General features: G+C 68.3%; 17 protein-coding genes. 10 read left to right on the forward strand and 7 right to left on the reverse strand.

Annotated features, from left to right (window positions below):
• The first annotated feature begins 146 nt into the window (after positions 1 to 146).
• The 3 genes from AC3EO7_RS31635 to AC3EO7_RS31645 all read left to right on the forward strand — a co-directional run bounded on the left by AC3EO7_RS31635 (position 147) and on the right by AC3EO7_RS31645 (position 2,772).
• The gene (locus AC3EO7_RS31635) at positions 147 to 1,724 is read left to right on the forward strand and encodes a serine/threonine-protein kinase (protein WP_431964165.1); all 1,578 of its coding nucleotides are present in this window, start codon (positions 147 to 149) and stop codon (positions 1,722 to 1,724) included.
• Positions 1,725 to 2,108: 384 nt separating this feature from the next.
• Positions 2,109 to 2,453, forward strand: coding sequence for a WXG100 family type VII secretion target (locus AC3EO7_RS31640; protein ID WP_431964163.1), 345 nt, complete (start codon positions 2,109 to 2,111; stop codon positions 2,451 to 2,453).
• A 31-nt stretch (positions 2,454 to 2,484) separates the two neighbouring features.
• Positions 2,485 to 2,772 carry a WXG100 family type VII secretion target gene (locus AC3EO7_RS31645; protein ID WP_431964161.1) on the forward strand — a complete coding sequence of 96 codons (288 nt, stop codon included), beginning with the start codon at positions 2,485 to 2,487 and terminating at the stop codon, positions 2,770 to 2,772.
• An 83-nt stretch (positions 2,773 to 2,855) separates the two neighbouring features.
• On the opposite strand, the gene AC3EO7_RS31650 is transcribed toward AC3EO7_RS31645, so the two are convergent.
• Positions 2,856 to 4,319 (reverse strand): type VII secretion-associated protein, encoded by a 1,464-nt coding sequence (locus AC3EO7_RS31650; RefSeq protein WP_431964159.1) that lies wholly within the window; start codon positions 4,317 to 4,319, stop codon positions 2,856 to 2,858.
• Positions 4,298 to 8,341: a type VII secretion protein EccCa gene (gene eccCa / locus AC3EO7_RS31655; RefSeq protein ID WP_435593206.1), complete on the reverse strand. Its 4,044-nt coding sequence runs from the start codon at positions 8,339 to 8,341 to the stop codon at positions 4,298 to 4,300. Before eccCa ends, AC3EO7_RS31650 begins: the two co-directional genes overlap by 22 nt.
• A gap of 324 nt (positions 8,342 to 8,665) precedes the next feature.
• Between eccCa and eccD the strand changes: the two genes are divergently transcribed.
• From eccD to AC3EO7_RS31670, 3 genes are all read left to right on the forward strand, one after another.
• A complete protein-coding gene (eccD, locus tag AC3EO7_RS31660) occupies positions 8,666 to 10,132 on the forward strand; it encodes a type VII secretion integral membrane protein EccD (RefSeq protein ID WP_435593207.1) in 1,467 nt (488 codons plus the stop codon).
• A 14-nt stretch (positions 10,133 to 10,146) separates the two neighbouring features.
• The gene (gene mycP / locus AC3EO7_RS31665; protein WP_431964153.1) at positions 10,147 to 11,538 is read left to right on the forward strand and encodes a type VII secretion-associated serine protease mycosin; all 1,392 of its coding nucleotides are present in this window, start codon (positions 10,147 to 10,149) and stop codon (positions 11,536 to 11,538) included.
• Between the two features lie 236 nt (positions 11,539 to 11,774).
• Positions 11,775 to 12,521, forward strand: coding sequence for a potassium channel family protein (locus AC3EO7_RS31670; RefSeq protein WP_431964151.1), 747 nt, complete (start codon positions 11,775 to 11,777; stop codon positions 12,519 to 12,521).
• A gap of 12 nt (positions 12,522 to 12,533) precedes the next feature.
• Here the strand turns inward: AC3EO7_RS31670 and eccB are convergent, their stop codons facing one another.
• Complete coding sequence (gene eccB, locus AC3EO7_RS31675; RefSeq protein ID WP_435593208.1) at positions 12,534 to 14,024, reverse strand: type VII secretion protein EccB; 1,491 nt, start codon at positions 14,022 to 14,024, stop codon at positions 12,534 to 12,536.
• A 113-nt stretch (positions 14,025 to 14,137) separates the two neighbouring features.
• On the opposite strand from eccB, the gene eccE reads away from it, so the two are divergent.
• A complete protein-coding gene (gene eccE / locus AC3EO7_RS31680; protein ID WP_431964147.1) occupies positions 14,138 to 15,787 on the forward strand; it encodes a type VII secretion protein EccE in 1,650 nt (549 codons plus the stop codon).
• A 10-nt stretch (positions 15,788 to 15,797) separates the two neighbouring features.
• Here the strand turns inward: eccE and AC3EO7_RS31685 are convergent, their stop codons facing one another.
• Positions 15,798 to 16,358, reverse strand: a complete 561-nt coding sequence (locus AC3EO7_RS31685; protein WP_431964145.1) for an NADPH-dependent FMN reductase — start codon at positions 16,356 to 16,358, stop codon at positions 15,798 to 15,800.
• A 172-nt stretch (positions 16,359 to 16,530) separates the two neighbouring features.
• Between AC3EO7_RS31685 and AC3EO7_RS31690 the strand changes: the two genes are divergently transcribed.
• On the forward strand, positions 16,531 to 17,373 hold the full coding sequence (locus AC3EO7_RS31690; protein WP_431964143.1) for an NAD(P)H-binding protein: 843 nt from the start codon (positions 16,531 to 16,533) through the stop codon (positions 17,371 to 17,373).
• Between the two features lie 44 nt (positions 17,374 to 17,417).
• On the opposite strand, the gene AC3EO7_RS31695 is transcribed toward AC3EO7_RS31690, so the two are convergent.
• The gene (locus AC3EO7_RS31695; protein ID WP_435593209.1) at positions 17,418 to 18,449 is read right to left on the reverse strand and encodes an NAD-dependent epimerase/dehydratase family protein; all 1,032 of its coding nucleotides are present in this window, start codon (positions 18,447 to 18,449) and stop codon (positions 17,418 to 17,420) included.
• Positions 18,450 to 18,521: 72 nt separating this feature from the next.
• Entirely contained in the window at positions 18,522 to 19,331 is an 810-nt protein-coding gene (locus AC3EO7_RS31700) for an S-methyl-5'-thioadenosine phosphorylase (RefSeq protein WP_431964139.1), read from the reverse strand.
• Positions 19,332 to 19,462: 131 nt separating this feature from the next.
• Here AC3EO7_RS31700 and AC3EO7_RS31705 point away from each other — a divergent pair, with 131 nt between their 5' ends.
• Both AC3EO7_RS31705 and AC3EO7_RS31710 read left to right on the forward strand, forming a co-directional pair.
• Entirely contained in the window at positions 19,463 to 20,404 is a 942-nt protein-coding gene (locus tag AC3EO7_RS31705; protein ID WP_431964137.1) for an EamA family transporter, read from the forward strand.
• 79 nt (positions 20,405 to 20,483) lie between these two features.
• Positions 20,484 to 20,819, forward strand: coding sequence for a metal-sensitive transcriptional regulator (locus AC3EO7_RS31710; RefSeq protein WP_068057015.1), 336 nt, complete (start codon positions 20,484 to 20,486; stop codon positions 20,817 to 20,819).
• Between the two features lie 7 nt (positions 20,820 to 20,826).
• Here AC3EO7_RS31710 and AC3EO7_RS31715 read toward each other — a convergent pair.
• Positions 20,827 to 21,599: TAXI family TRAP transporter solute-binding subunit (locus AC3EO7_RS31715; RefSeq protein ID WP_435593210.1), on the reverse strand; the 773-nt coding region annotated here is incomplete at its 5' end.

Below are 21,599 nucleotides of genomic sequence, written 5' to 3' on the forward strand. Positions count from 1 at the left end.
TCTCCTCGCGGGCGCGACCTGAGCAGATGTTCGCCGCGGACACCCTCGTCCGACGCCTGATCTGAGTCGTGCACCCGACGGCGGCTTGCTAGATTTTTCTTCGGAAGGCTCGGGGCCCGTGCTTTCGATATCGCTAGGAGGACCGAATGGCGTTGCGACCCGGCGCAATCGTGGGTGGATACCGGGTGATCCAAACTCTCGGCAGTGGGGGGATGGGCACGGTCTACCTGGCCCAGAACCCGATCCTGCCGCGACGCGACGCACTGAAAGTCCTGAGCGCCGAACTCTCGACCGACGCCGAGTTCCGCGCCCGCTTCGAGCGGGAGGCGAATCTAGCTGCGGGGCTTGATCATCCGAATATCGTCGCGGTGTACAACCGCGGTGAGGAAAACGGCCAGCTCTGGATCGCGATGCAGTATGTCGATGGCACCGACGCCGCGGAAGAAGCAAAGAAGGGTCCGTCGATCATGACGCCGCAGCGGGCGCTGCGGATCATCTCCGAGGTCGGCAAGGGACTCGACTACGCGCATCGGCGAGGGTTGCTGCACCGTGACATCAAGCCCGCCAACTTCCTGCTCTCCGCCGCTGACGAGGGCGATGAAGAACGCGTGCTGCTGACCGACTTCGGTGTCGCCAAGTCCGCCGAAGACGGCCAGGATCTAACCGCCACAGGCAACTTCATGGCCACGGTGGCGTATGCCTCTCCTGAGCAGCTGCTAGGCAACCGTCTCGATCACCGCGCCGACATCTACAGTCTCGGCTGCTCCCTGTACCGGCTCCTGACGGGGCAAAACCCGTATCCGTCGACCATGCCGGCGGTTGTCATGATGGGGCATCTCCATGAACAGCCGCCCAAGCTGAGCGCGACTCGCCCTGGGCTGCCCCACGGGCTGGACGCGGTCCTGGAAAAGGCACTGGCGAAGAATCCCAACGCCAGATACAGCACCTGCCGCGAGTTCATCCACGATGCGGAGGCTGCGTTGTACGGCGCGCAGCACTTTCGGGCGCCCGGCCCCGCGCACGACACCGATCCTCGCACGTCTTTTACCCACCAGCCGACGGAACCCCACACGCCTAGCGCCGCCTATCCGACCGCTCCGCACATGTCGGTGGCCAGGTACGAACCGCCGCAGGAGAGCACCGATCAGAGTCGCGTAACGACCCTGCGTAACGGGAACCGGCCGTCACGGGCACGCAAGCTGCTTGCGCCCGCGATTGTCGCGTTGGTGGCCGCCATCGCCGTCGCAGCGGGCACGTATTTCTTCACTCGCCCTTCCGATGCCGGACCCGGCGGCGAGACGCTGGCCGAGGTCCGAAAGAACTATCCGCAATTCGACGGCAAGACAGTCACTGCATTGAATTTCGGCAACGCAACGCTCTCGGCGATCTTGAATCCGAGTGATCAGGCGGAGTTCCTGCAGGACATCGGTTTCCGGTACAGCAACAAGTACAAAGCCGTTGGTGAGGAGAAGTCACCGCGTCCATTGTCGGTGAGCGGCACACTGTCCGACCTGGATTCCGAAGTGGTGATCGTTCTGCGCAGTGACAGCGAAGCCGGAAACGGTGGCTTGCGCGGACTTCCGAGCAGTCTGCTCAACAGTGCGGCGAAAATCGTCGTGGTGGACGACCTGTCGACTGTGCAAGCGTTCCAGGTGTGGACCGACCAGTCCCCCGGCCGACTCGCGGAGAAGATGGTGCCCGTCATCGCAAAGGTAGTGAAATAGGCCTACCACCAGGCGTGCAAGCTTCACGGACGCTCCGCAGTGTCGCTAACGCTGTAGCGTTCCAAGGCGCCATTCGGTAGGGTATGCGAAGCCAGCCCACTCGCCAGTTCAAGTGGTCGCGAGCAGGGGGAAGGAGGGGAGCGTAGCGCTGGCAGCGACCGACGTGGAGACACCGCGGTCCGAGATGTCCGGGGGATCTCATCCAGGCCCGCCAGTCCACGGTGTAGCCAGTCGACAACGCGCAAGACGGCAAGACGCGACGGAATCCATCGAATTTTTCGTCATTCGATGGAACCGATCGAGCCGAAGACGCGTCCAACCATATGAACGAGGTCAGCTGACTGTTGCGACGTTGACCGTGAGCAGAAGCAGGAGCGAATCGCAATGTCTGAAGCAGGGAATTCCACGAACTTCAGTGCTGATACCGAGGGCATCAATGCGAAGGCGAAGCAGTTCCAGGAGCAGCATGACCGGCTCATGCAGGCCATCCGGCAGCTGAAGTCGGATGAAGACAATGTCACCAACGGCGCCAACTGGCAGGGAGCGGCCCGCGACGCGTTCAACGCGTTCATGGAGCGGTACTACTTCCAGGCCGACAAGATGAACGACAAGCTGATGGAAACCTCTGAGAAGCTCTTCAAGATGTCCAGTCAGTTCTCGGAACACGACCAGGATCACGCCGCCAAGGTGCAGGCACAGGTCTCGAGCCTCGACCTTCCTGCCGTCTAACCCAGAATCCCGCACAGAAGGAGCTTCAAACATGAGCAAGCCGATTTCCGCCAATTTCGCCGGCGTCGACGAGGGCGCGAAGCAGATCGTCCGTCGCGCCGAGGACATCGGGGATGAGCTGCAGCGGTTCCACTCGGAGATCAAAGCGTTCTTCATGGAGCAGGGCGGTCAGGCCCGCAACGCCGTCCTCGAGTTCCAGGGGGTCTGGAACCAGCATGTCGGCCAGCTGAACGACACGCTTCGCGGCGCGGGCCAGCTCGTCAGTACGGGCAATGCTGAGCTGCAGGGCACCGACGTCGCGCTCGCCAACCTCTTCTGAGTTCGACTGGATCGACTCGAACGATTCGGGCCCCCAGCGTTTCGCTGGGGGCCCGAATCAGTTTGTGCCGAGCAGGTTCCCGCTTATGGAATCACGTGCACCGTCGACGCGAAATTCTCGCACGTGGGCTCGAAACCGCTCCACGTGTTGCCCACGTACTGACAGCCGATGCTGACCTGGATTCCGTGTTCCACCAGCACATGCCATTGGACCGTGGAGCCTTCCGGGCGTTCCACGTAGGAGAGGCCGGAGCGGCCGCCGAAGACGACGTCGCTGCGGAGGTCGCCGATGGACGGCTTCGTTCTCATCTGGGCTTCGAGATTGGCGGCGATCTGTTCGTAGCCTGCGTTGGGGGCGACCGGGGTCTGGACGAGGGTCATGCGCAGGCGCGCGCCGTCTTGTGGAGACAGGTCGACGCGACCGCCACTCTGAGCGGAAGGCGGAGCGAGGCGCCAGCCCTCCGGAACCTGGAAACGGATGCGGCCCAAGGTTTCCTGTGCCCCAGGTGCACCCGTCGGGTGCGGCGGGCGGACAGGGGCAGCAGTGGTCGTCGCTGCGGCCGCTGTGGTGGAGGTCGGGGCTGCGGTCGTGGCCTCGTCGGAACCGCCCGCCACGACGACACCACCGACGACGGCAGCGATCACCGCGACCGCGGCAACGCCCGCGAGGACGTACTTGGCGATAGGGCGGTCCGGGGCCTGGGCGGCGGCGCGTTCGCGCAGCGGCTGGAGCCATTCGTTGGTAGGCAGGGCGGGGGCCGCTTCGGGCCGGTACTCCGGTTCCTGATGTGTCCCGCGGACCAGTTCAGCCCCGGAGATCGGACGCAGCTCGGCGTCTGCACCGCAGGACTGCTGCACCGCGGCGCCGATGAGGTCGAGCTTGGCCGGATCGGAAACACCCACGGCCTGAATCACATCCGCAGGCCTGCCGTCGAGCAGACGGGTGATCAGGGCGGTCAGCAGGTCGAACGCTCGCTGGTCGAGACCGAGGTCGGCCAGGGCGAGATTCGGTTCGTATTCGCAGGCTTCGACGTGGACGCCGAGATGGCTGCGCGTCACCGCGGTGGCGGCGGTGGTGGTGGCGCCGAATTCCAGCACGATGGTGCGGCGGCTGCGCGATGTGCGCTCGTCGGCGGCCACCGCGCGCGCGGCCATGTCCTCGAATGCCACGTCGTGCGCGAACCGGCGGGCGGCGGCGTCCAGCACGGCGCGCCGCGGGCCGCCCCACTGCGTCGGGCAGACGAGGGTGATGCGTTCACACGGCACGGCGACGCCGAGGTTCTGCAACGCCGTGCCGAAGACCGCGGTCAACGCCTCCGACACCGCCGGGACGCGCGGCAGTAGCGCGATCCGGTCCGCGGGTACGAATTGGACGGCGGAGCTGACCTGGGTCGGCGGGTTCAACGACTCCCCGATGACCAGATTTCCGTTGCTGCCCAACACGACCGAGGGCGGCGCGTCCCAGTGCGTGGCTGGGCCGCGCGCCCAGATACGGGTGTCCGTCAGGACAAGGTCGACCGTCGACATCACTCGGCCGCCGGCATCCATGCCAGCTGGATCAGCTCCTGCGCGTTACGGGTGATGTACGTGCCGCGGCCGGTCGGCAGCGGGCTCGGCCGCACCGTGCCCATCAGCACGCCCTCGTCCTTCGGGCAGCTCATGATCAGACCTGCCGAGCCGAGGTCCTTCATTCGCGCCATGGTGGCCTCGTACATGGCCCGGCTGGCGCCACCCGCGCGACGAGCCACGATCAGGTGGAAGCCGAGATCGCGGGCGTGCGGCAGGTGTTCGACGAGGGCCGAGACCGGGTTGCCCATGGAGGTGGCGACCAGGTCGTAGTCGTCGACGATGACAAACAGCTCCGGTCCGCTCCACCAGGACCTCTCGCGCAGCTGCTGCGGCGTGACGTCCGGGCCGGGCGTTCGCTGGGCGACGTATGCGGCTAGGTCGGTCATGTTCTGCGTAAACTGCGGTGCGGTGGAACCATATCCGGCGAGATAGCCGTCGGGCACCAGGCCGAGCATGGTGCGCCGGTAGTCGCCGAGGATGAAGCGGGCCTCGTTCGGCGAGTTGGCGGCGGCGATGCCCTCGATGATCGAGCGCAGCAGCGTCGTCTTGCCCGACTCGGTGTCACCGATGATGACGAAGTGCGGGCTCTCGTTGAAGTCGATGTAGACCGGCGCGAGCTCGGATTCGTTGATGCCAAGCGGGATTCGCATGTTCTTGACACCCACGGTGAGCTGTGAGGGCCAATTCCCGGCCAGGTGCAGCAGCTGTTCGCGGGGCAGCACCTCGGGCAGCATGCGCGCGGCGGGCGCGTGCCTGCCCGGGGTCAGGCGCGCGATGGTCGCGACGGCGTCGGCAACGGCCTGGCCGAGGGTGGTCGGGTCGGCGCTGCCGTCGATGCGCGGCAGACCGGTCAGCATGTGCAGGCAGTCCGGCGTCATACCGCGGCCGGGGCGGCCCATCGGGACCAGCGCCGCGAACTTGCGGCCGAGGTCGGAGTCCATCGGGTCACCGAGCCGCAGCTCGATGCGGGTGCCGATCTGGTCTTTGAGCGCGGGACGGGCCTCGGCCCAGCGGGCCAGCGCGATGACGACGTGCACGCCGTACGAAAGGCCTTGCACCGCAAGGTTCATGATCGGCTGCTCGAGCGGATCGAAATCCTGGCGGATCGAGCCGAAGCCGTCGATCACCAGGAAGACGTCGCCGAACGGGTCCTCGTGCGCGCCCGCAGCGCCCGGGCTGCTGGACGGATCCATCGACCGCAGGCGGCGGAACTCCGCCATCGACTCGATGCCGAGCTGACGGAAGCGGGCCTCGCGCTGGCGGACGATGGTGGTCATCTCGGCGATGGTGCGGCGGACCTTGTCCTCTTCCAGACGGCTGGCCACCGAGCCGACGTGCGGCAGGCCCTCCAGGCTGGCCAAGGTACCGCCACCGAAATCGAGGCAGTAGAACTGCACCTGCTCGGCGGTGTGCGTCATCGACATCGCCATGATCATGGTGCGCAGCGCGGTCGACTTGCCGGACTGCGGACCGCCGACCACCGCGACGTTGCCTCGCGAACCGGAGAGGTCCACGACCAAGGGATCGCGACGCTGGTCGTAGGGGCGGTCGACGATGCCGATCGGCGCGCGCAGCGTCGCGACGGCCGAGTATTCGCCGGTGAGGATCGAGCGCGGGATGAGCTGATCCAGGGTGGACGCCTCGTCCAGCGGCGGCAACCAGATCTCGTGCGCCGGACGGCCGTACCCGCGGATGCGCGAGACGAGCATGTTGACGTTCGAGATCTGCTCGCCCTCTTCGGTGCGATGCTCCTCCGGCTCGTGGCTCGCCTGGGAGGGCAGCGGCACCCGGTCGATGGCACGGAAGTCCACGTGGTGGGCGGTGAAAGGCCTTGCCTTCACGTCGATCTCGCCGCCCGCGACACCGGCCTGGGTGACCTCGCGCTGCGAGCCGCCGCCGACGTACGCGCCGGAGACGTAGGACGCCTGGAACCGCTGGATCTCGCCGGAGTCGGACTTGAGGTAGCCGCCACCGGGGCTGTTGGGCAGGTTGTAGGCGTCGGGTACGCCGAGCACCTGGCGGGATTCGTTGGCGGAGAACGTCTTCAGACCGATCCGATAGGACAGGTGGCTCTCCAGGCCCTTCAGCTTGCCCTCTTCCAGCCGCTGCGAGGCGAGCAGCAGGTGCACATGCAGCGAGCGGCCGAGGCGGCCGATCATCACGAACAGCTCGGCGAAATCCGGGTGCTGGGTGAGCAGTTCGGAGAACTCGTCGAGCACCACGAACAGCGCGGGCAGCGGGTCGAGATCGGCGCCCGCCGCGCGGGCCTTCTCGTACTCGGAAACGTTGGCGAAGTTGCCCGCCTGGCGCAGCACTTCCTGGCGGCGGTTCATCTCACCGGCCAGCGCGTCCTTCATACGGTCGACGAGGTCGGCCTCTTCCTCGAGGTTGGTGATGACGGCCGCGACGTGCGGCACGCCGTCCAGACCGAGGAACGTCGCACCACCCTTGAAGTCGACCAGGACCAGGTTGAGCTGGTCGGGCGAGTGGGTCGCGAGCAGGCTCAGCACCAGGGTGCGCAGGAACTCGGACTTACCGGAACCGGTGGCGCCGATGCACAGACCGTGCGGGCCCATGCCGTTCTCGGCGGCTTCCTTGATGTCCAGCTCGATGGGCAGACCCGCGGCGTCGACACCGAACGCGACGCGCAGCCGCTCCCGGCCGTAGCGCGGGCGCCACGCGCTCTCGGGGTTGAACGAGCCGATGTCACCGAGGTTCATCAGCTGCGCCCACGTCGAGATGACCTCGGCGTCCTCGGTTTCCACGTCGCTGCTGCGCTGGGTGGCGGCGCGGTACGGCGCGAGCCTGCGCGCGGCCTGCTGCGCTTGGTGCGCGCTGACCCGGTCGATGAGCGCGAACCGCTCCTGGTTGCCGGTGGCGCCACGACCGACGCACTCGCCGTTCTCGACGATCATCTTGATGCCGCGCGAAACCGCCAGCCGTGGTGCGTATCCGCACAGGTCGATAATGGTGACGCCCTCGTAGCCGGATTCGCGCAGGTGGTCGTCCTCGGCCTCGAGCAGACCGCCGTCGACCACGAGAATGACTTGCACGAGACCGGCATTCGCCGGCTGGTTACGCGAGTAGCGGACGCGGTTGGCCAGCAGCGGATGCAGGCCGGCGGTGGCCTCCCGGATCGATCCGAAGAACATGCGCTGGGTGCCGATGCCGTCCTGGGCGTCGGGGTGCTGGGTGTGCGGCAGCCACTTGGTCCACTCCCACTCGGGTGCGGTGTCCGGACCGCAGACGACCGCGACGAGTACCTGGTCCGGGCCCTGGAACATGCACAGCTGCAACAACATCGCGCGCACCATGTCGCGCGCCTCGGTCCGGTCGCCGTCCAGCGCGATGGTCGCGAAGCCCTTCACCGCGATCGCGGTCGGCAGGTCGGGCACCGTCGAGTGGGCGCGCACGAAACGGCGCAGCGACACCGCCGCGATCGGTTCCAGTTCCTCGACCGGGCCGGTCTCCGGCGCGACGAGCCGTGTGGCGAGGCGCTGCCCGCCGATGCCGATGCGGGCGTGGCAGAAGTCCTTGTCCCCCGCGCGGCGCTCCCACATGCGGCTGGTACCCGCGAGCATCCAGATCAGCCCGGGCTCAGGGTGGCTCCATTCCACCGAGGCGCGTTGCTGTTTGGCGGTGTCGTCGACGTCCTTGCGCACCTGGTCCAGGTATCGCAGGTAGTCCTTGCGGTCCTCGTTGGCCTCGGCGGCCTTCTGGCCCTTGCCGCCGCCCTGGCCCGCGAACATGCCGACCATGGAGAACAGCATCATGACCGGGAACATCATGCTCATCGGGTTCGACGCGATGCCGCCGCCCTGCGTGAACATCAGCGCCATCATGCCGACCATGCCGATGACCATGACGACGGGCATCAGCTTCATCAGCAGATTTCCCGGTGTCACCCTTGGGATCTCGGGCGGCGGCTGCAGGGTGACCTCGCCACCCGGCGTACGCGGCATCTCCCGACGAGCACGGCGCTGGAACCGGACGGTGCTCATGCGCGCGCCTCGCTCGGCTCCGCCATACGCGATGTGCACAGGCACATGACTAGCTCACCGCGTTCGCTCATGCCTGCGCCTCGCTGACGCTCGGCTCCGGCATGCGCGATGCGCGCTGGCACATGAATCGCTCACTGCGTTCGCTCATCGTACGAGAATTCCCCCTCTTCACATGCTGCGACTTCGGGCTCAGTGTAGAGGCCACCGCCGACATGTCGTACAGTTCGACCTGCATTCTGCTGCCCCGACGCCAGGGTCGCAAGCTCGCCCCCCAGCGCGACGGGTCAGCGGAAAATCGAGGTAGAACACCAGGTTGGGGGAAGTTTGACGCACGCGCGACTTGACCATATCGACGAAGACTCCTCGCGCGGTATCGTCCGTGCGCCGGACCTGGCTCGGGTGACGATCCTGGCCAAGCACACCCAGGTGGACATGGCGATTCCGGTCGACGTGCCGGTCGCGCTGGTCATCCCGAGCGTCGTCGACATGGTCGCCCAGCACAGCCGTACCAACGACTTCGACAACGACGGCGAGCGCTTCGAGCCCGCCGAGTGGGTGCTGGCCAGAATCGGCCACCCGCCGTTCTCCAACTCGCTCAGCCTCGGCGAGCACGGCGTGCGCGACGGCGAACTCCTGATGCTGGAAAGCGCTTCGCACACCGCGCCGACGCCGCTGTTCGACGACATCATGTACAACGTCGCGATCGCGGACACCGACCACTACCGCAGCTGGACCCCAAAGGTCGCGCGGATCACCGGCTCCATCCTGGCCGCGCTGACGATGATCGTCGGCTGCCTCGGACTGTTGCTCGCGCCGGACGAGCTACCGGAGTGGGTGAGCGGTTCGATCGCGCTGGCGGTGGCGATCCTGCTCGTCGTCGCGGGCATGGTGCTGAGCCGGATGTACGGCGACACCGCGACCGCGCTCGTCCTCGGCGGCTGCGCGCTTCCCGCCGCGTTCACGGCCGGAATGCTCTATGTGCCAGATCATTACGGCTGGGCGCACATCCTGCTCGGATCGGTTCTGGTGGGGGCCACCGCGATCCTGGCGTGGCGCGTCACCGGCGTCGGTCTCGCGCTGTTCATCGGCGCGGCCACGCTCGCGGTGTACGCGGTGCCCGCCGCCCTGGTCGGGCTGCTCACCGATCAGCCGCTGAAGGCCATCGGCGCGGTGGCCGCGGCGCTCGGCCTCGCGGGTCTTTCGCTGTCGCCGCGGGTTTCGATGCTGCTGGCCAAGCTGCCGCTGCCGCCGGTGCCTTCGCCGGGCACCCCGATCGACCCCACCGAAGACGACCCTGACGACCACCGCGCGCTGCCCACCATGGAGGCGCTGCGGGTGAAGTCGGAACGGGCCCGGATGTACCTTGCGGGTCTGGTCTCCGCCACCACGCTGGTCACCGTCGCGGGCGCGCTCGCCGCCACCGATCCCGAGTCCGGCGACCCGTACTGGCAGGGCATCGCGCTGGCGCTGGTCTGCGCGGCGGTGCTGATGTTCCGCAGCCGCACCTACGCGGGCGCCGAACAGGCCGTCGTGCTGATCGCCGGTGGCGCATCGATCGTGCTGATCATGTTGGTCGGCGCCGGTTTCGCGATGGACATGCCGCTGGCCGTCTTCGGTGCCGCAATGCTGATTCTGGTGGCGGCGCTGATTCTCGGCATCATCATCCCGAACCAGACGGCGACGCCGCCGATGCGGCGCGGCGTCGAGCTGCTCGAGTACGCGTTCGTCGCGGCGGTGCTGCCGCTGGTGTTCTGGGTGGCCTCGCTCTACTCGCTCGTCCGCGGGCTGTGAACGCGAGTCCCCGAGTGCTCATCGTCGCGGTGGCACTCGGCTTGAGCGCATCGATCGGTCTCGGACAAGGCACCGCTTACGCCGATCGACCGCCTCCGATCAATCCTGCTCTGCTCCCACCTGGCGACCCCGCCGTCCCGCCGGAGAAGACCGAGCAGAAGGCGAACAACCCGTGCGTCAGTACGCAATCGGGTGGGGACGGTCCTCTCATCCCGCTGCCGCAGCGTTCGCTCGACTTGCCCCGCGCCTGGGAATTCTCCCGCGGCTCAGGTCAAGTCGTCGCCGTCATCGACACCGGTGTCGCGCGACACCCCCGCCTTCCTGGCCTCGAACCGGGTGGTGACTACGTCGCCGAAGGCGGCGACGGCACCAGCGATTGCGATGCCCACGGCACTGCGGTGGCCGGCATCATCGCGGCCGAACAGATCGACGGTCAAGGATTCTCCGGCGTAGCCCCCGACGCGCGAATCCTGTCGATCAGGCAAACCAGCAAACTGTTCCAGGTCGCTGGTCGATCGCAAGAGCAGCGTCCGGAGGATCCGCCGGAGGGGTACGGCCGCATCGAAGCGCTGGCCTCGGCTGTGCGGCGCGCGGCGGATATGGGGGCAACGGTCATCAATATCTCGCTTGTCGCTTGCGTGGCAGGCTCGACGAGTCCGAACGACGGCCCCCTCGGCGCGGCGCTTCAGTACGCCGCGATCGAGCGAGATGTCGTGGTAGTAGTTGCCGCCGGGAACAAAGAAGACAAATGTCAAGCAGGGAACCCTGACGTGAACCCGCTCGACCCGGGGGGTGATCTCTGGCAAAAGCTGTCCACCAATGTGACACCCGCGCGGTTCGACGATTATGTGCTCGCGGTGGGTTCCATCGACCAGAATGGTCAGCCTTCACAGTTCACGGTGCCGGGCCCGTGGGTCGACATCGCCGCGCCGGGCGAGAACATCGTCTCACTGGACACGAACAGCAATGGCACCGCCAATGGGACGATCGGAAAGCAGAATCAGCCGAGCCCCATGCAAGGTACGAGCTTCGCGGCGCCGTACGTCTCGGGGGTTGCCGCACTCGTGCGCGCTCGCTTTCCCGAGTTGTCGGCCCTCGAGGTGATCAAACGTCTGCAGGCGACGGCCCACGCGCCCGCCGAGGGTTGGAACCCTTTCCTCGGGTACGGCGCGGTCGACCCGATCGCGGCATTGACGAATGCGGTGCCGAACCAGCTCCCTCCCAAGCGGCCGAGTCCCGCTCAGAACCAGCAGCTGGCGGTGCCCGCGCCGCCACCGCCGCCGGATAATCGAGCACGCGATGTCGCGCTGATCGGCTCCGGCACGATCGCCGGCCTACTACTCCTCGGCTATCTCGCGTCATTTCCGATAAGGCGACGGTTCGGTGTTGCCTCCGACGATCTATGAGGTCGCGGTGAAGATCGACTTTCCGCAGCGAAAGTCGACCGGCATCGAGTGACAACGCAGGTGGGGCTCGAACATCCCGCGGATGCTCGAGCCCCACCTGTCAGTCGATCCGGTACCGCTTCAGATGTTCCCGGACTTGATCACCGCCCGCCGCGCCCCACGCGTCGCGTAGTGTCTGCGAAAGTTCGCGCCCGAAGGCGCGGCGGACCTTTCCACCAGGCACGTAGGCAGTTTCCATGATCGACTCGCAACAACCGACCCGCAGGCAGGCGTGGGAGCGCGCTACCAACGTTCCGATGATGGCGTTGGCGGTGACGTTTCTCGGGGTGTACGCGTGGCACGTGCTCGACACCGGGGCCTCGCCCCGGCTGGACTCCTGGCTGACCGGCGTGGACATCCTGATCTGGGCGCTGTTCGCGGGCGACTTCGCGGTGCGGCTGTGGCTGTCGACGGACCGGCTTCGGTTCGTGCGGCGTCATCCGCTGGAGTTGCTGATCGTGGTGCTGCCGCCGTTCCGCCCGCTGCGGCTGTTGCGGGCGGCACTGCTGTTGTTGGACACGCTGAATCGCAACACCGTCACGCGCGCCCGGCTCGCGGTGTTCGTCGGCGCCAGTTCGGTACTGATCCTGCTGCTGTGCAGCCTGGCGTTCTTCGATGCCGAGTACGGCGTGGCCGACAGCAAGGTCACCGATTTCGGTGACGCGCTGTGGTGGTCGGCGGTCTCGGTGACCACCGTCGGCTACGGCGACATCTATCCGGTGACCACCGAGGGCCGCTTGATCTCCTTGATCCTGATGACCTTCGGCATCGGCCTGATCAGCTTCGCGATCGGCACCACGACGAGCTGGGTGATCGACCAGCTGAAGTCCGTCGAGGCCAGCGCCGAGCGCACCGATCGCGAGATCTCCGTGCTGCTCGACGAAGTCCGCGCGCTCCGCAGCGAAGTCGCCTCGCTGCGCGAAGCCGACGCCGACCGCCGCTGACCCGGCGAACGGCTACTTCTGCTGATTGCCCACGGGCTTCGCGGCCGGTGACGGGTCAGGCGCGACACCGTCGTGGGCCACCATCGCTTCCTCGCGACCCAGGGTGGGACCGTTGGCGAGGAGACCGATGATCGGCCACGGCGCTGGCTCTGGCTTCACTCCGGCTTGGGCGTCCATGCCGAGGGCCTTCTGCGCGTCGGCGTTCTTGATGCCGTAGCGCACGCCGGTGTCGGCGACGTAGAAGAGGGAGTCCTTGCGCCTGCTGTCGGGTTCGATGCCGGTGGTCTGGACGAACGCGCCGGTGCCCGGCGGCACGTACACCGAGTCCGCGTTCGGACCCGAGCCGTCGGCCTGGGCCAGCGGCACCGCCTTCGCCTTGTCCGGCATCGGCAGTGCGACGCCCGCGATCACCGAGAGGTCGGCGCGCTTACCGCCGTCCTTGTTGTCGGCGGCAGCCGGGTTCGGCTTCCAGGAAAGGCAGCTGATCGGACGGTCCTTGACCTCGACGATGCTCGGCCGTGCCCGCGGATAGGTGTCCACCGCAAGCGACCTGGCGGGCGGCGCGCTCACCTTGTCGGTCTGGGCGATGACGGTGTTGCTGGACGACGGGCGGTGGGTGTTGCCGATGATGTCGGCGGTCAGCTCGGACACCTGCTGTAGACCGTCCTGGAGCACCACGTAATCCACGTCCGGCTCGCTGGACACCTGCACCACGTCGCCCACGCGGTGCCCGCCGATCTGATAGCTCACGGCGGCGCCCGGGTCGTTGATCTTCGGCGGAATGATCTGTGGCACTTCGGGAATCGCGTTGATCAGGCCCTCGCTGACGGGACGCGGGGTGGCGCCGGTGATGCCGAGCGCGTCCGTCACCCTGCGGTCGGTCATGTCGACGCGGGCGCGGGTCTCGTTGTAGACCAGGTACGCCTGCTCTTTGACCTTCACCAGCAGCGCCTGGTCCGCGGGCACCTCCGAGGCCTTCTCACCCAGCTCCAGATCACCTGCCAGCACGGTGGTGGTGAGGTCCTTGGAACCGTCGACCTTCATCACGTCGCAGACGGTCCACGCCCGGCCCTTGCCGTCCTTGTCGAAGCGCAAAGCCGCGGGCGCGCCGGGGATTCCGATCAGCTGGCCGCGCGGCTTCTTGCCGAGCTCGGACTCCTTGACGATCACCGCCTTGCCCGATTCACCGGAGGCGAGCCGGGCCGAGGCCAGGTTCAGCGCCGGGTGCACCACGCCGTCGATCATCACGTAGACGCCGCCGGACTCCTTGCCGATCAGCAGCGTGTTGGTGCCGATCTTGTCCTGCGGGCGGAGCAACGCGAGAATGCCGCAGCCGGCGAGCACGACGCAGGCCAGCACCAGTCCCGCCGCATAGGCGCGGGACTGCGAGCGCATCGGATCGTGCAACATGCGGACATCCCGGCGCACCAGCGCGTGCTCCATCCGCCGAACCAGGAAGCGGTAACCGCTCACCTGCCAGCGAGTGGTGGGTTTTGAAGGCATGGTTCCTCCCCCGAACAGTGCTCACGTTCGCGGAACACAGTACAGTTCCCTGGGACTCTTGTTCAGCTCGGCCGGTGGAAAACGGTCGATACCGGGTACTTTGGGGGACGCTGATGGCCGAAGCCACAGGGGTGGGACCGCGCCCGCTGCTTGGTCGCATCTCGCTGCCGAATCTGTTGATCGCACAGGTGATCGGCTTGATCGTGGCGGTGATCGCGCTGGTGGCAGGCCTCGGCGGGTGGATCGCGCTCGGCGTCGCCGTTGTCGTCGGCCTGCTGCCGCTGATCCCGATCGCCAAACGCACCGTGCTGGACTGGATCGCGACCTGGTGGCGCTATGTCACCCACCGCGAGTACGAGATCGGCGACACCGTCGACTTCCGCGGCCCCGACGATCGCTCGCTCGGCCTGTACTGGGACGGTACCCGCGTGGTGACGGTGGTCGAGGTGCTGCCGCCCAAGGGTGGGCTGACCCGCATCTCCAGCAGCACCGTGCACGCCTCGCACCTGCTCCCGCTGCCGGAACTCGCCGCCTGCCTCAACCAGCACGACATCCTGCTCAGCGGCATCGATATCATCAGCCACGGACACCGCAGCCGCGCTGGCACCCCGGCGGGCAAGATCTATGAAACGCTGCTCGGCCCGCTGCCCGCCACCGCGCACCGCGCCGTCTGGCTGGCGATCGGCTTCGACGCGATCGCCTGCCCGGAGGCCGCGGCGCGCCGCGGCGGCGGCAGCGAAGGCGCGTCACGCGCGGTAACCATTGCGACGCAACGCATCATGCGCGCGCTGGAGGACGCCGACTGCAGCGCGCGCATCCTGACCGCCCCCGAGATCCGCAAGGCGGTCCTGCAGATCACCTCGGGCTTCGACCCGCGCACCCTGACTCATCGCTGGCGCTACGCCGAGATCGGCAACGCCGTCAACGTCGGCAGCGCGGTCGATCCGAAGCAGCTCGGCTCGGATCTGCTCGCGCAGCTGTGGGTCGCGCCCTCGCGCGGCACCACCGTCACCGTGCGGCTGCGCCCAGGCAGTTCCGCCGAATCGGTGAGCATCGGCGCGGCCTGGCGACTGACCGCCCGCGAACTGCCCGAGAACGGCAAGCTCAAGGGCATGGTGTCGATGAACGGACGCCACCGCGACAGCCTGCTCGCGCACTTGCCTTTGGCCGTACCGGGACTCGACGACACCGTGCCGATGACCGAGTACCCGATCGACGTCATCGGCGCACTGCACCTGCCCTCCTCCGGGTGCGGTCAGCTCATCGGCTCCGACGAGAACAACCAAGGTGTGGCCGTCCGCATCATCGGCACCGGCATCTCGACGGTGTACGTGGCGGGCGAGCTCTACCTGGCGCAGCAGTTGGTGTTCCGCGCGCTGGCCGTCGGGGAGCGCATCCTGATCCGCACCGACCGGGCGCACGCGTGGGAGAACCTGGTGCAGACCATCGGCAACCCGGAACGACTCGCCATCGCCGTCGAAACCCACCAGTCCGACGCGGGTTTCACCGCGACGGTGGTGGACGGTGTGCTCGCGCCCGCACCGCACGCCGGTGTCACGACGATCTATGTGACCGGTGACCCGATGGGCTGGCCCGCGACGAGGCCGGACCTGTCCATCCACCAGCCGGGCGCGATCGGCAACCGCGTGGTGCTGCGCACCGGAACCGCGCAGGTGGATCTCACCCTCGTCTCGATTCCTCGCGAGGCCACCTACATCGGGCATCCGCGCGGGCGCAGGCCCGTCGCGAACGCCGCGCACTGACGGTCCGGCGTCAGCCGGGATAGGGATCGGCCGTCCGCGCGGTCCGCAAATGCCGTCCCCACCAGTCCAATTGGCGAAGCAGCCGCTCGCTCGCGTCGATCGCCGCGCCGTCGGTCGGCGTGCCGGTGGCATCGAACTGCCGCTTGGCCTGGTGGATGCTGACGGTCTCCCGTATCGAGACCATGTGGATCTCGGCGACCACCTGGCGAAGCTGTTCCACCGCGCGCAGGCCGCCGGAGAGTCCGCCGTACGAGACGAAGCCGATGGGCTTGGCGCGCCACTCCCGCTTCGCGGTGTCGAACGCGGTTTTGAGGGAGGCCGGGTAGCCGTGGTTGTACTCGGAGGTGATCGCGACGAACGCGTCCGCGGCCGCCAGCCTGGCCCGATAAGCCTGAGCCTCCGGCGTGTCGGTGAGGTCCGTCGGCAGCGGCGTCCCGATGAGATCGATGACGCCGGTGTCGAATTCGGGCCGCGTCCGGACCACGCGCAGGAACCAATCGGCGACCACCGGAGCGAACCGCTCCGGGCGCACGCTTGCCACGATGACCTCGAGCCGTAGCGGGGTGTCCATCCGGCGAGCATAGAAGACGCTGCCGGAAGCAGTCCGCGAACGTCCACGTGACAAGCGGAGTTACGCCGAGCGCGAGATTCCGGCACTCCGCGCGGACGGCACGTACATTGGACGGGCGACACCGAAAGACGTTGCGGGGGCGATGTTTTGCAACGAAGCCGAAGGAGACGCTATGTACGTGGTGACCGGGGCGACCGGCAACATCGGCGCCGAACTCGTGCGCGCGCTCGCCGAGGGCGGGCAGCCGGTCCGGGCGGTGGTGCGTGATCCGGCGCGCGCGTCGCTACCGGCGGGCGTCGAGGCCGTCACCGGCGACCTGAACCGACCCGAGACCCTGGCCGACGCGCTCGACGGCGCGCACGGGATGTATCTGATGCCGGGCTACGAGAACCTCGAGGAGTTGCTCGCGCTGGCGGGCAAGGCCGGGCTGGCGCGGGTGGTGCTGCTCTCGGGCGGCTCCGCGGCGCTGGCGGATCTCGGCAACGCGGTCTCCCGGTACATGACCCTGTCCGAACAAACCGTGCGCGAATCCGGTCTGCCGTGGACCTTTCTGCGGCCGCGCTCGTTCATGTCCAACGCGCTGCGCTGGCTTCCCCAACTGACTACGGGCGACGTGGTGCGAGCCCAGTTCTCGTGGGTGCGGGTCGCGGCCGTCGACCCCGCCGATATCGCCGCGGTGGCGGCGCGGGCACTGACCGGCGGCGATCTCGACGGCCGGATCCTCGATCTCACCGGCCCGGAGGCGCTGCTGCCCGCCGAGCAGGTCGCGGTGCTGGCCGAGGTTCTCGACCGACCGCTCGTGTGCCGCGAGCTCGACGAGGAGGAGACCCGCGCCGAACTGGCGGCGACCATGCCCCGCGCCTACGCCGAGGCGTTCACGAGCTTCTTCATCGACGGCACACTGGACGAATCCGAGGTCCACCCGACCGTGCGCGAGGTGACCGGCCGACCGCCGCGTACCTTCCGGCAGTGGGCCGAAGCGCATGCCGACGCCTTCCGGACCGCGGCCTCCTGACAATCCGCGATCGCGAACCGATTCGGCGAGCGCAGTCGCGCACGTCAGCCCGCTGCGGCGACTTCCGCGGCGCTCCTCGCGAATTCGGCGAGCCCGTCGACCGGAACCACGGATGCGCTGAAATCCAGTGCACGCCTGGCCCGTTCGGGATCGGCGACGAAATGCCGCACGTCGCCGATCCGGTATTGACCGGTCACGATCGGCGACGTCCCGCCGCGGGCCTTGGCCATGATCGACGCCACCTCCCACAGCGTGATCGGGTGGCCGGAGGCGATGTTGAGCGGCACGAAACCGGGCAGCTGTCGTTCGATCGCGGCACGGGTCGCGGCGGCGGCATCGCGGACGTGCAGGAAATCCCGCACCTGCCCGCCGTCCTCGAACACCCGCGGCGCCTGACCCGCGAGCAGCTCCTCGCGAAACCGGGTGGCCAGACCCGAGCGCGCGCCCTCGCCGTACACGTTGTGGTAGCGCAACACGGTCACCGCCGCCCCGGTGCTCAGACCCCAGGCCAGCGCGTACTGCTCTTGCGCCGCCTTGCTCGCGGCATAGAAGCCGCGCGGGCGCAGTGGCGCATCCTCGCCGACGGCCTCCCAGGTGAGCACCTCGCCGGTGCGCGGCGCGCGGTGGTCGAACATGCCGCGATCCAAATCGGCGCGCGAGCGCAGGCCGGGGAAGAACGGCCCGCCGCGCACGCTGCGATAGCGGCCTTCGCCGTACACGGCGATGGAGGACGCCAGCACCAGTCGCCGGACGCCCGCCTGGCTCATGGCGGCGAGCAGGACCGCCGTGCCGTGGTCGTTGTGCGCGGCGAACGCGGCGATGCCGGAATCCGATTCCCCGTTCGGCGCGGTGACGGCCGCCAGGTGACAGACCACCTCCGCGCCGCGCAGCAGCGGCGCGAGCCCGTCGGCGTCTCTGACGTCCACCCTGGCGACGCCCTCGGGTGGCTCGGCGTCGGGCCCGTGCACGTCGCCGTGCATCAGATCGAGTGCGATCACCTCGTGCCCGGCGGCCGTCAGCGCGCCGCGCACATGTGATCCGAGGAATCCGGCAGCTCCGGTGAGCAGTACTTTCATCGCAACCACACCCCGCCGCCCCCGGCCGACTCCGAGCCGATGGCGGCACGAACGTCGCACCGTCCCATACGGTTACGGTAGTGCGAAAGGCAGCGACACGCCGGTATGGACACGGCACCGATCGCACGTGTCGGTTTCGCCGATCGCCGCCACCGAGGCCCGGATGAGCTCCTTGAACGGGGCCAGGTTGCGCTTGAACTCGGCGAAGACGTCGATGGCGTGCACGCCGTCGCCCTCTTCCAGACCCGCGTCCAGGTCGGTCACCAGAGCGACCGCGGCGTAGCACATCTCCAGCTCACGGGCGAGCACGGCCTCCGGGTGACCGGTCATGTTCACCAGGTCCCAGCCCTGACCGGCGAACCAGCGGCTCTCGGCGCGGGTGGAGAAGCGCGGGCCCTGCACCACGACCATGGTGCCGCCTGCCTTCAGCGGCAGGGCTTCCACCTCGGACTTCGTCACCGCGACGCGCAGTTCCTCGCAGTACGGATCGGCGAACGAGACGTGCACGCCGCCGCCGTCGAAGTAGGTCTGCGGACGACCCGAGGTGCGATCGACCAGCTGGTCCGGCACCGCGACGGTGCCCGGTCCCCAGTCGGCGCGCAGGCTGCCCACCGCGCACGGCGCCAGGATCCGGCGCACGCCGAGCGCGCGCAGCGCCCACATGTTGGCCTGGTACGGCAGCGTGTGCGGGGCGTATTCGTGCCGCTTGCCGTGCCGGGGCACGAAGGCCACCGGCCGTCCCTCGACCTCGCCCACCGCGATCGGGGCACTGGGCTTGCCGTACGGGGTGTCGACTTCGACCTGGGTGGCGTCGTTGTCGAAGAAGTCGTAGAAACCACTGCCGCCGATGACGGCGAGGGCGGGCCGGGGAAGCGAACTCATGGGCTCGATTCTTCCGCCCACCCGCTGCTCCCGCGCAACCGGTACCGGTCCGGCGAACCGATGCGTGAGCGACACCACTCGGGTGCGTGGGCAATGATGGGACGATTCATCGTTTCTAGCTGGAGGTGGCTGTGTCGAGCGCGGGCGTTTGGCTGACCGTGGCAAGCGGTTTGGCGTTCGCCAGTTCCGGACCGCTCGCGAAATCCGTGCTCGCCGCGGAGTGGTCGCCCGGGGCGGTGCTGGCCGTGCGGCTGACCGGGGCGGCGGCGGTCATGCTGGCGCTTGCCGCGCTCGCCGAACCCGATGGCCTGCGTGGCAGCGTGCGTCATCTGCGCACCATCGGCGCGTTCGGCGTGATCGCGCTGGCGGGTGTGCAGGCGACGTTCTTCCTGTCGCTGGAATACCTCCAGGTGGGGGTATCGCTGATGATCCAGTTCCTCGCGCCGATCGCGGTGATCGGCTGGGATTGGGCAGTGCGCGGACGCAGGCCGTCCGACGCCACCCTGCTCGGCGCGATCGTGGCGCTCGCCGGCGCCGCGCTGGTGATCGATGTCTTCGACGCGGGCGGGCTGAGCCCGGCCGGCTTGGGCTGGGCCGCGCTGTCCATGCTGTGCAACGCCGCGTTCTTCCTGCTCTCCGCGCGCACCTCGGACAGCCTGCGCCCGGTGGTGCTGCTCGGCACCGGCCTGACCGTGGCCGCGGCGACCAGCTGGGCGCTCGGCGCGCTCACCGTGCTGCCGATCCACATCGGCAGCGCCACCGCCGTCATGGCCGAGCGCCGCCTCCCGGCCTGGGTGGCCCTGGCATTGCTGATCCTGCTCAGTACCGTGGTGGCCTACCTCTGCGGCGTGGCGGGCGCGGCGCGCATCGGGGCGACGCTCATGTCGCTGATCCTGTTGAGCGAGGTGCTGTTCGCGGTCGCGCTCTCCTGGCTGCTGCTCGGCGAGGCGGTGGCGCCGGTCCAGTTGTTCGGCGCGATGCTCGTAATAGGCGGAATCGCGCTGGCCAGGTACGGTGCCGATCAGCGCGCGACACGGCGGACGCAGCCCGCGCCGGGCCGCGCGCGGACCTGACAACACGCCGGAACAAATGTACCCTAGGGGGGTATTAATCGATGATCGATTCTTCCGGCAGGCAGCAAGGAGACAGTCGGTGACCACCCCGGACACGAAGACCACCCAGGACCAGCCGGGCCACGACCACTCGGCACACGGCTACATCACCGCCAAGGACGACTACCTCAAGCGCCTGCGCCGCATCGAGGGGCAGGCCCGCGGGTTGCAGCGGATGGTCGAAGAAGAGAAGTACTGCATCGATATCCTCACCCAGGTCTCCGCGATGACGAAAGCGCTACAGGCCGTGGCGATGGGCCTGCTGGAGGACCACATCAGTCACTGCGTGGTGGACGCGGCCGTCGCGGGCGGCCCCGAGGCCGAGGCCAAGATCAAGGAAGCGACCGACGCGATCGCCCGCTTGGTGCGTTCCTGATCGACGTTCACCCGTGGCGCAGCCGATAGGCCGCGGCCGCGCCGGGATGCAGCGGGATCGGGCCCGTGCCGATCAACGAACGCGCGTCCAGGAATTGGGTGCCCGCGGCCTCCGCCGGGACCAGCAGGTTCGGGCGCCCGACCAGTAGATCGACGATCGCGGCGGCGGCCTCGTCCGCCAGGGCGGGCGCCGCGAGCAGCAGGTTCGCCACGCCCACGGTCTGGATCGCGGAGGCTCCCGGATAGGCATCGCCCGGGATCTCGACGCGGTCGTAGATGTGCCCGTAGCGCTGGCGCAGCGGGGCGGCCAGCTCATCGAGATCCACCAGGCGCATCCGCAGCGGCACCTCCAGCGCCGCGGTCGGCACGCCGCCCGCCCACAGCAGCGCGTCGACCGCACCGGAGCGAAGGGCCGCCGCGGCGTCGCGCAGCGGGCGATGCTCCACGATGACATCGGTCGCCGGATCCAGCCCCGCGGCGAGCAGGATCCGCTCCCCCGTCAGCGCCGCGCCGGAACCCTGGGCGCCCAGATTCACTCGCTTGCCGCGCAATTCGACCACCCGGCGGACATCGCTGTCCGCCCGCACGGCGAGCTGGAGATAGTTCTCGTAGACCCGCCCGAGCGCGAGCACGCCGCCCGGCGCGCCCCTGCTCGAATCCGCCAGCGCCAGACCGGCTTCCGCCTCACCCCTGGCCAGCATGGCGAGATTGTCCTGTGATCCGGAGGTGGTGATCGGCTCGATCCGCACCGTCCCCGCGTCGGCGGACGCCGACGAGAAAA

It is taken from the genome of Nocardia sp. bgisy118, assembly GCF_057708605.1.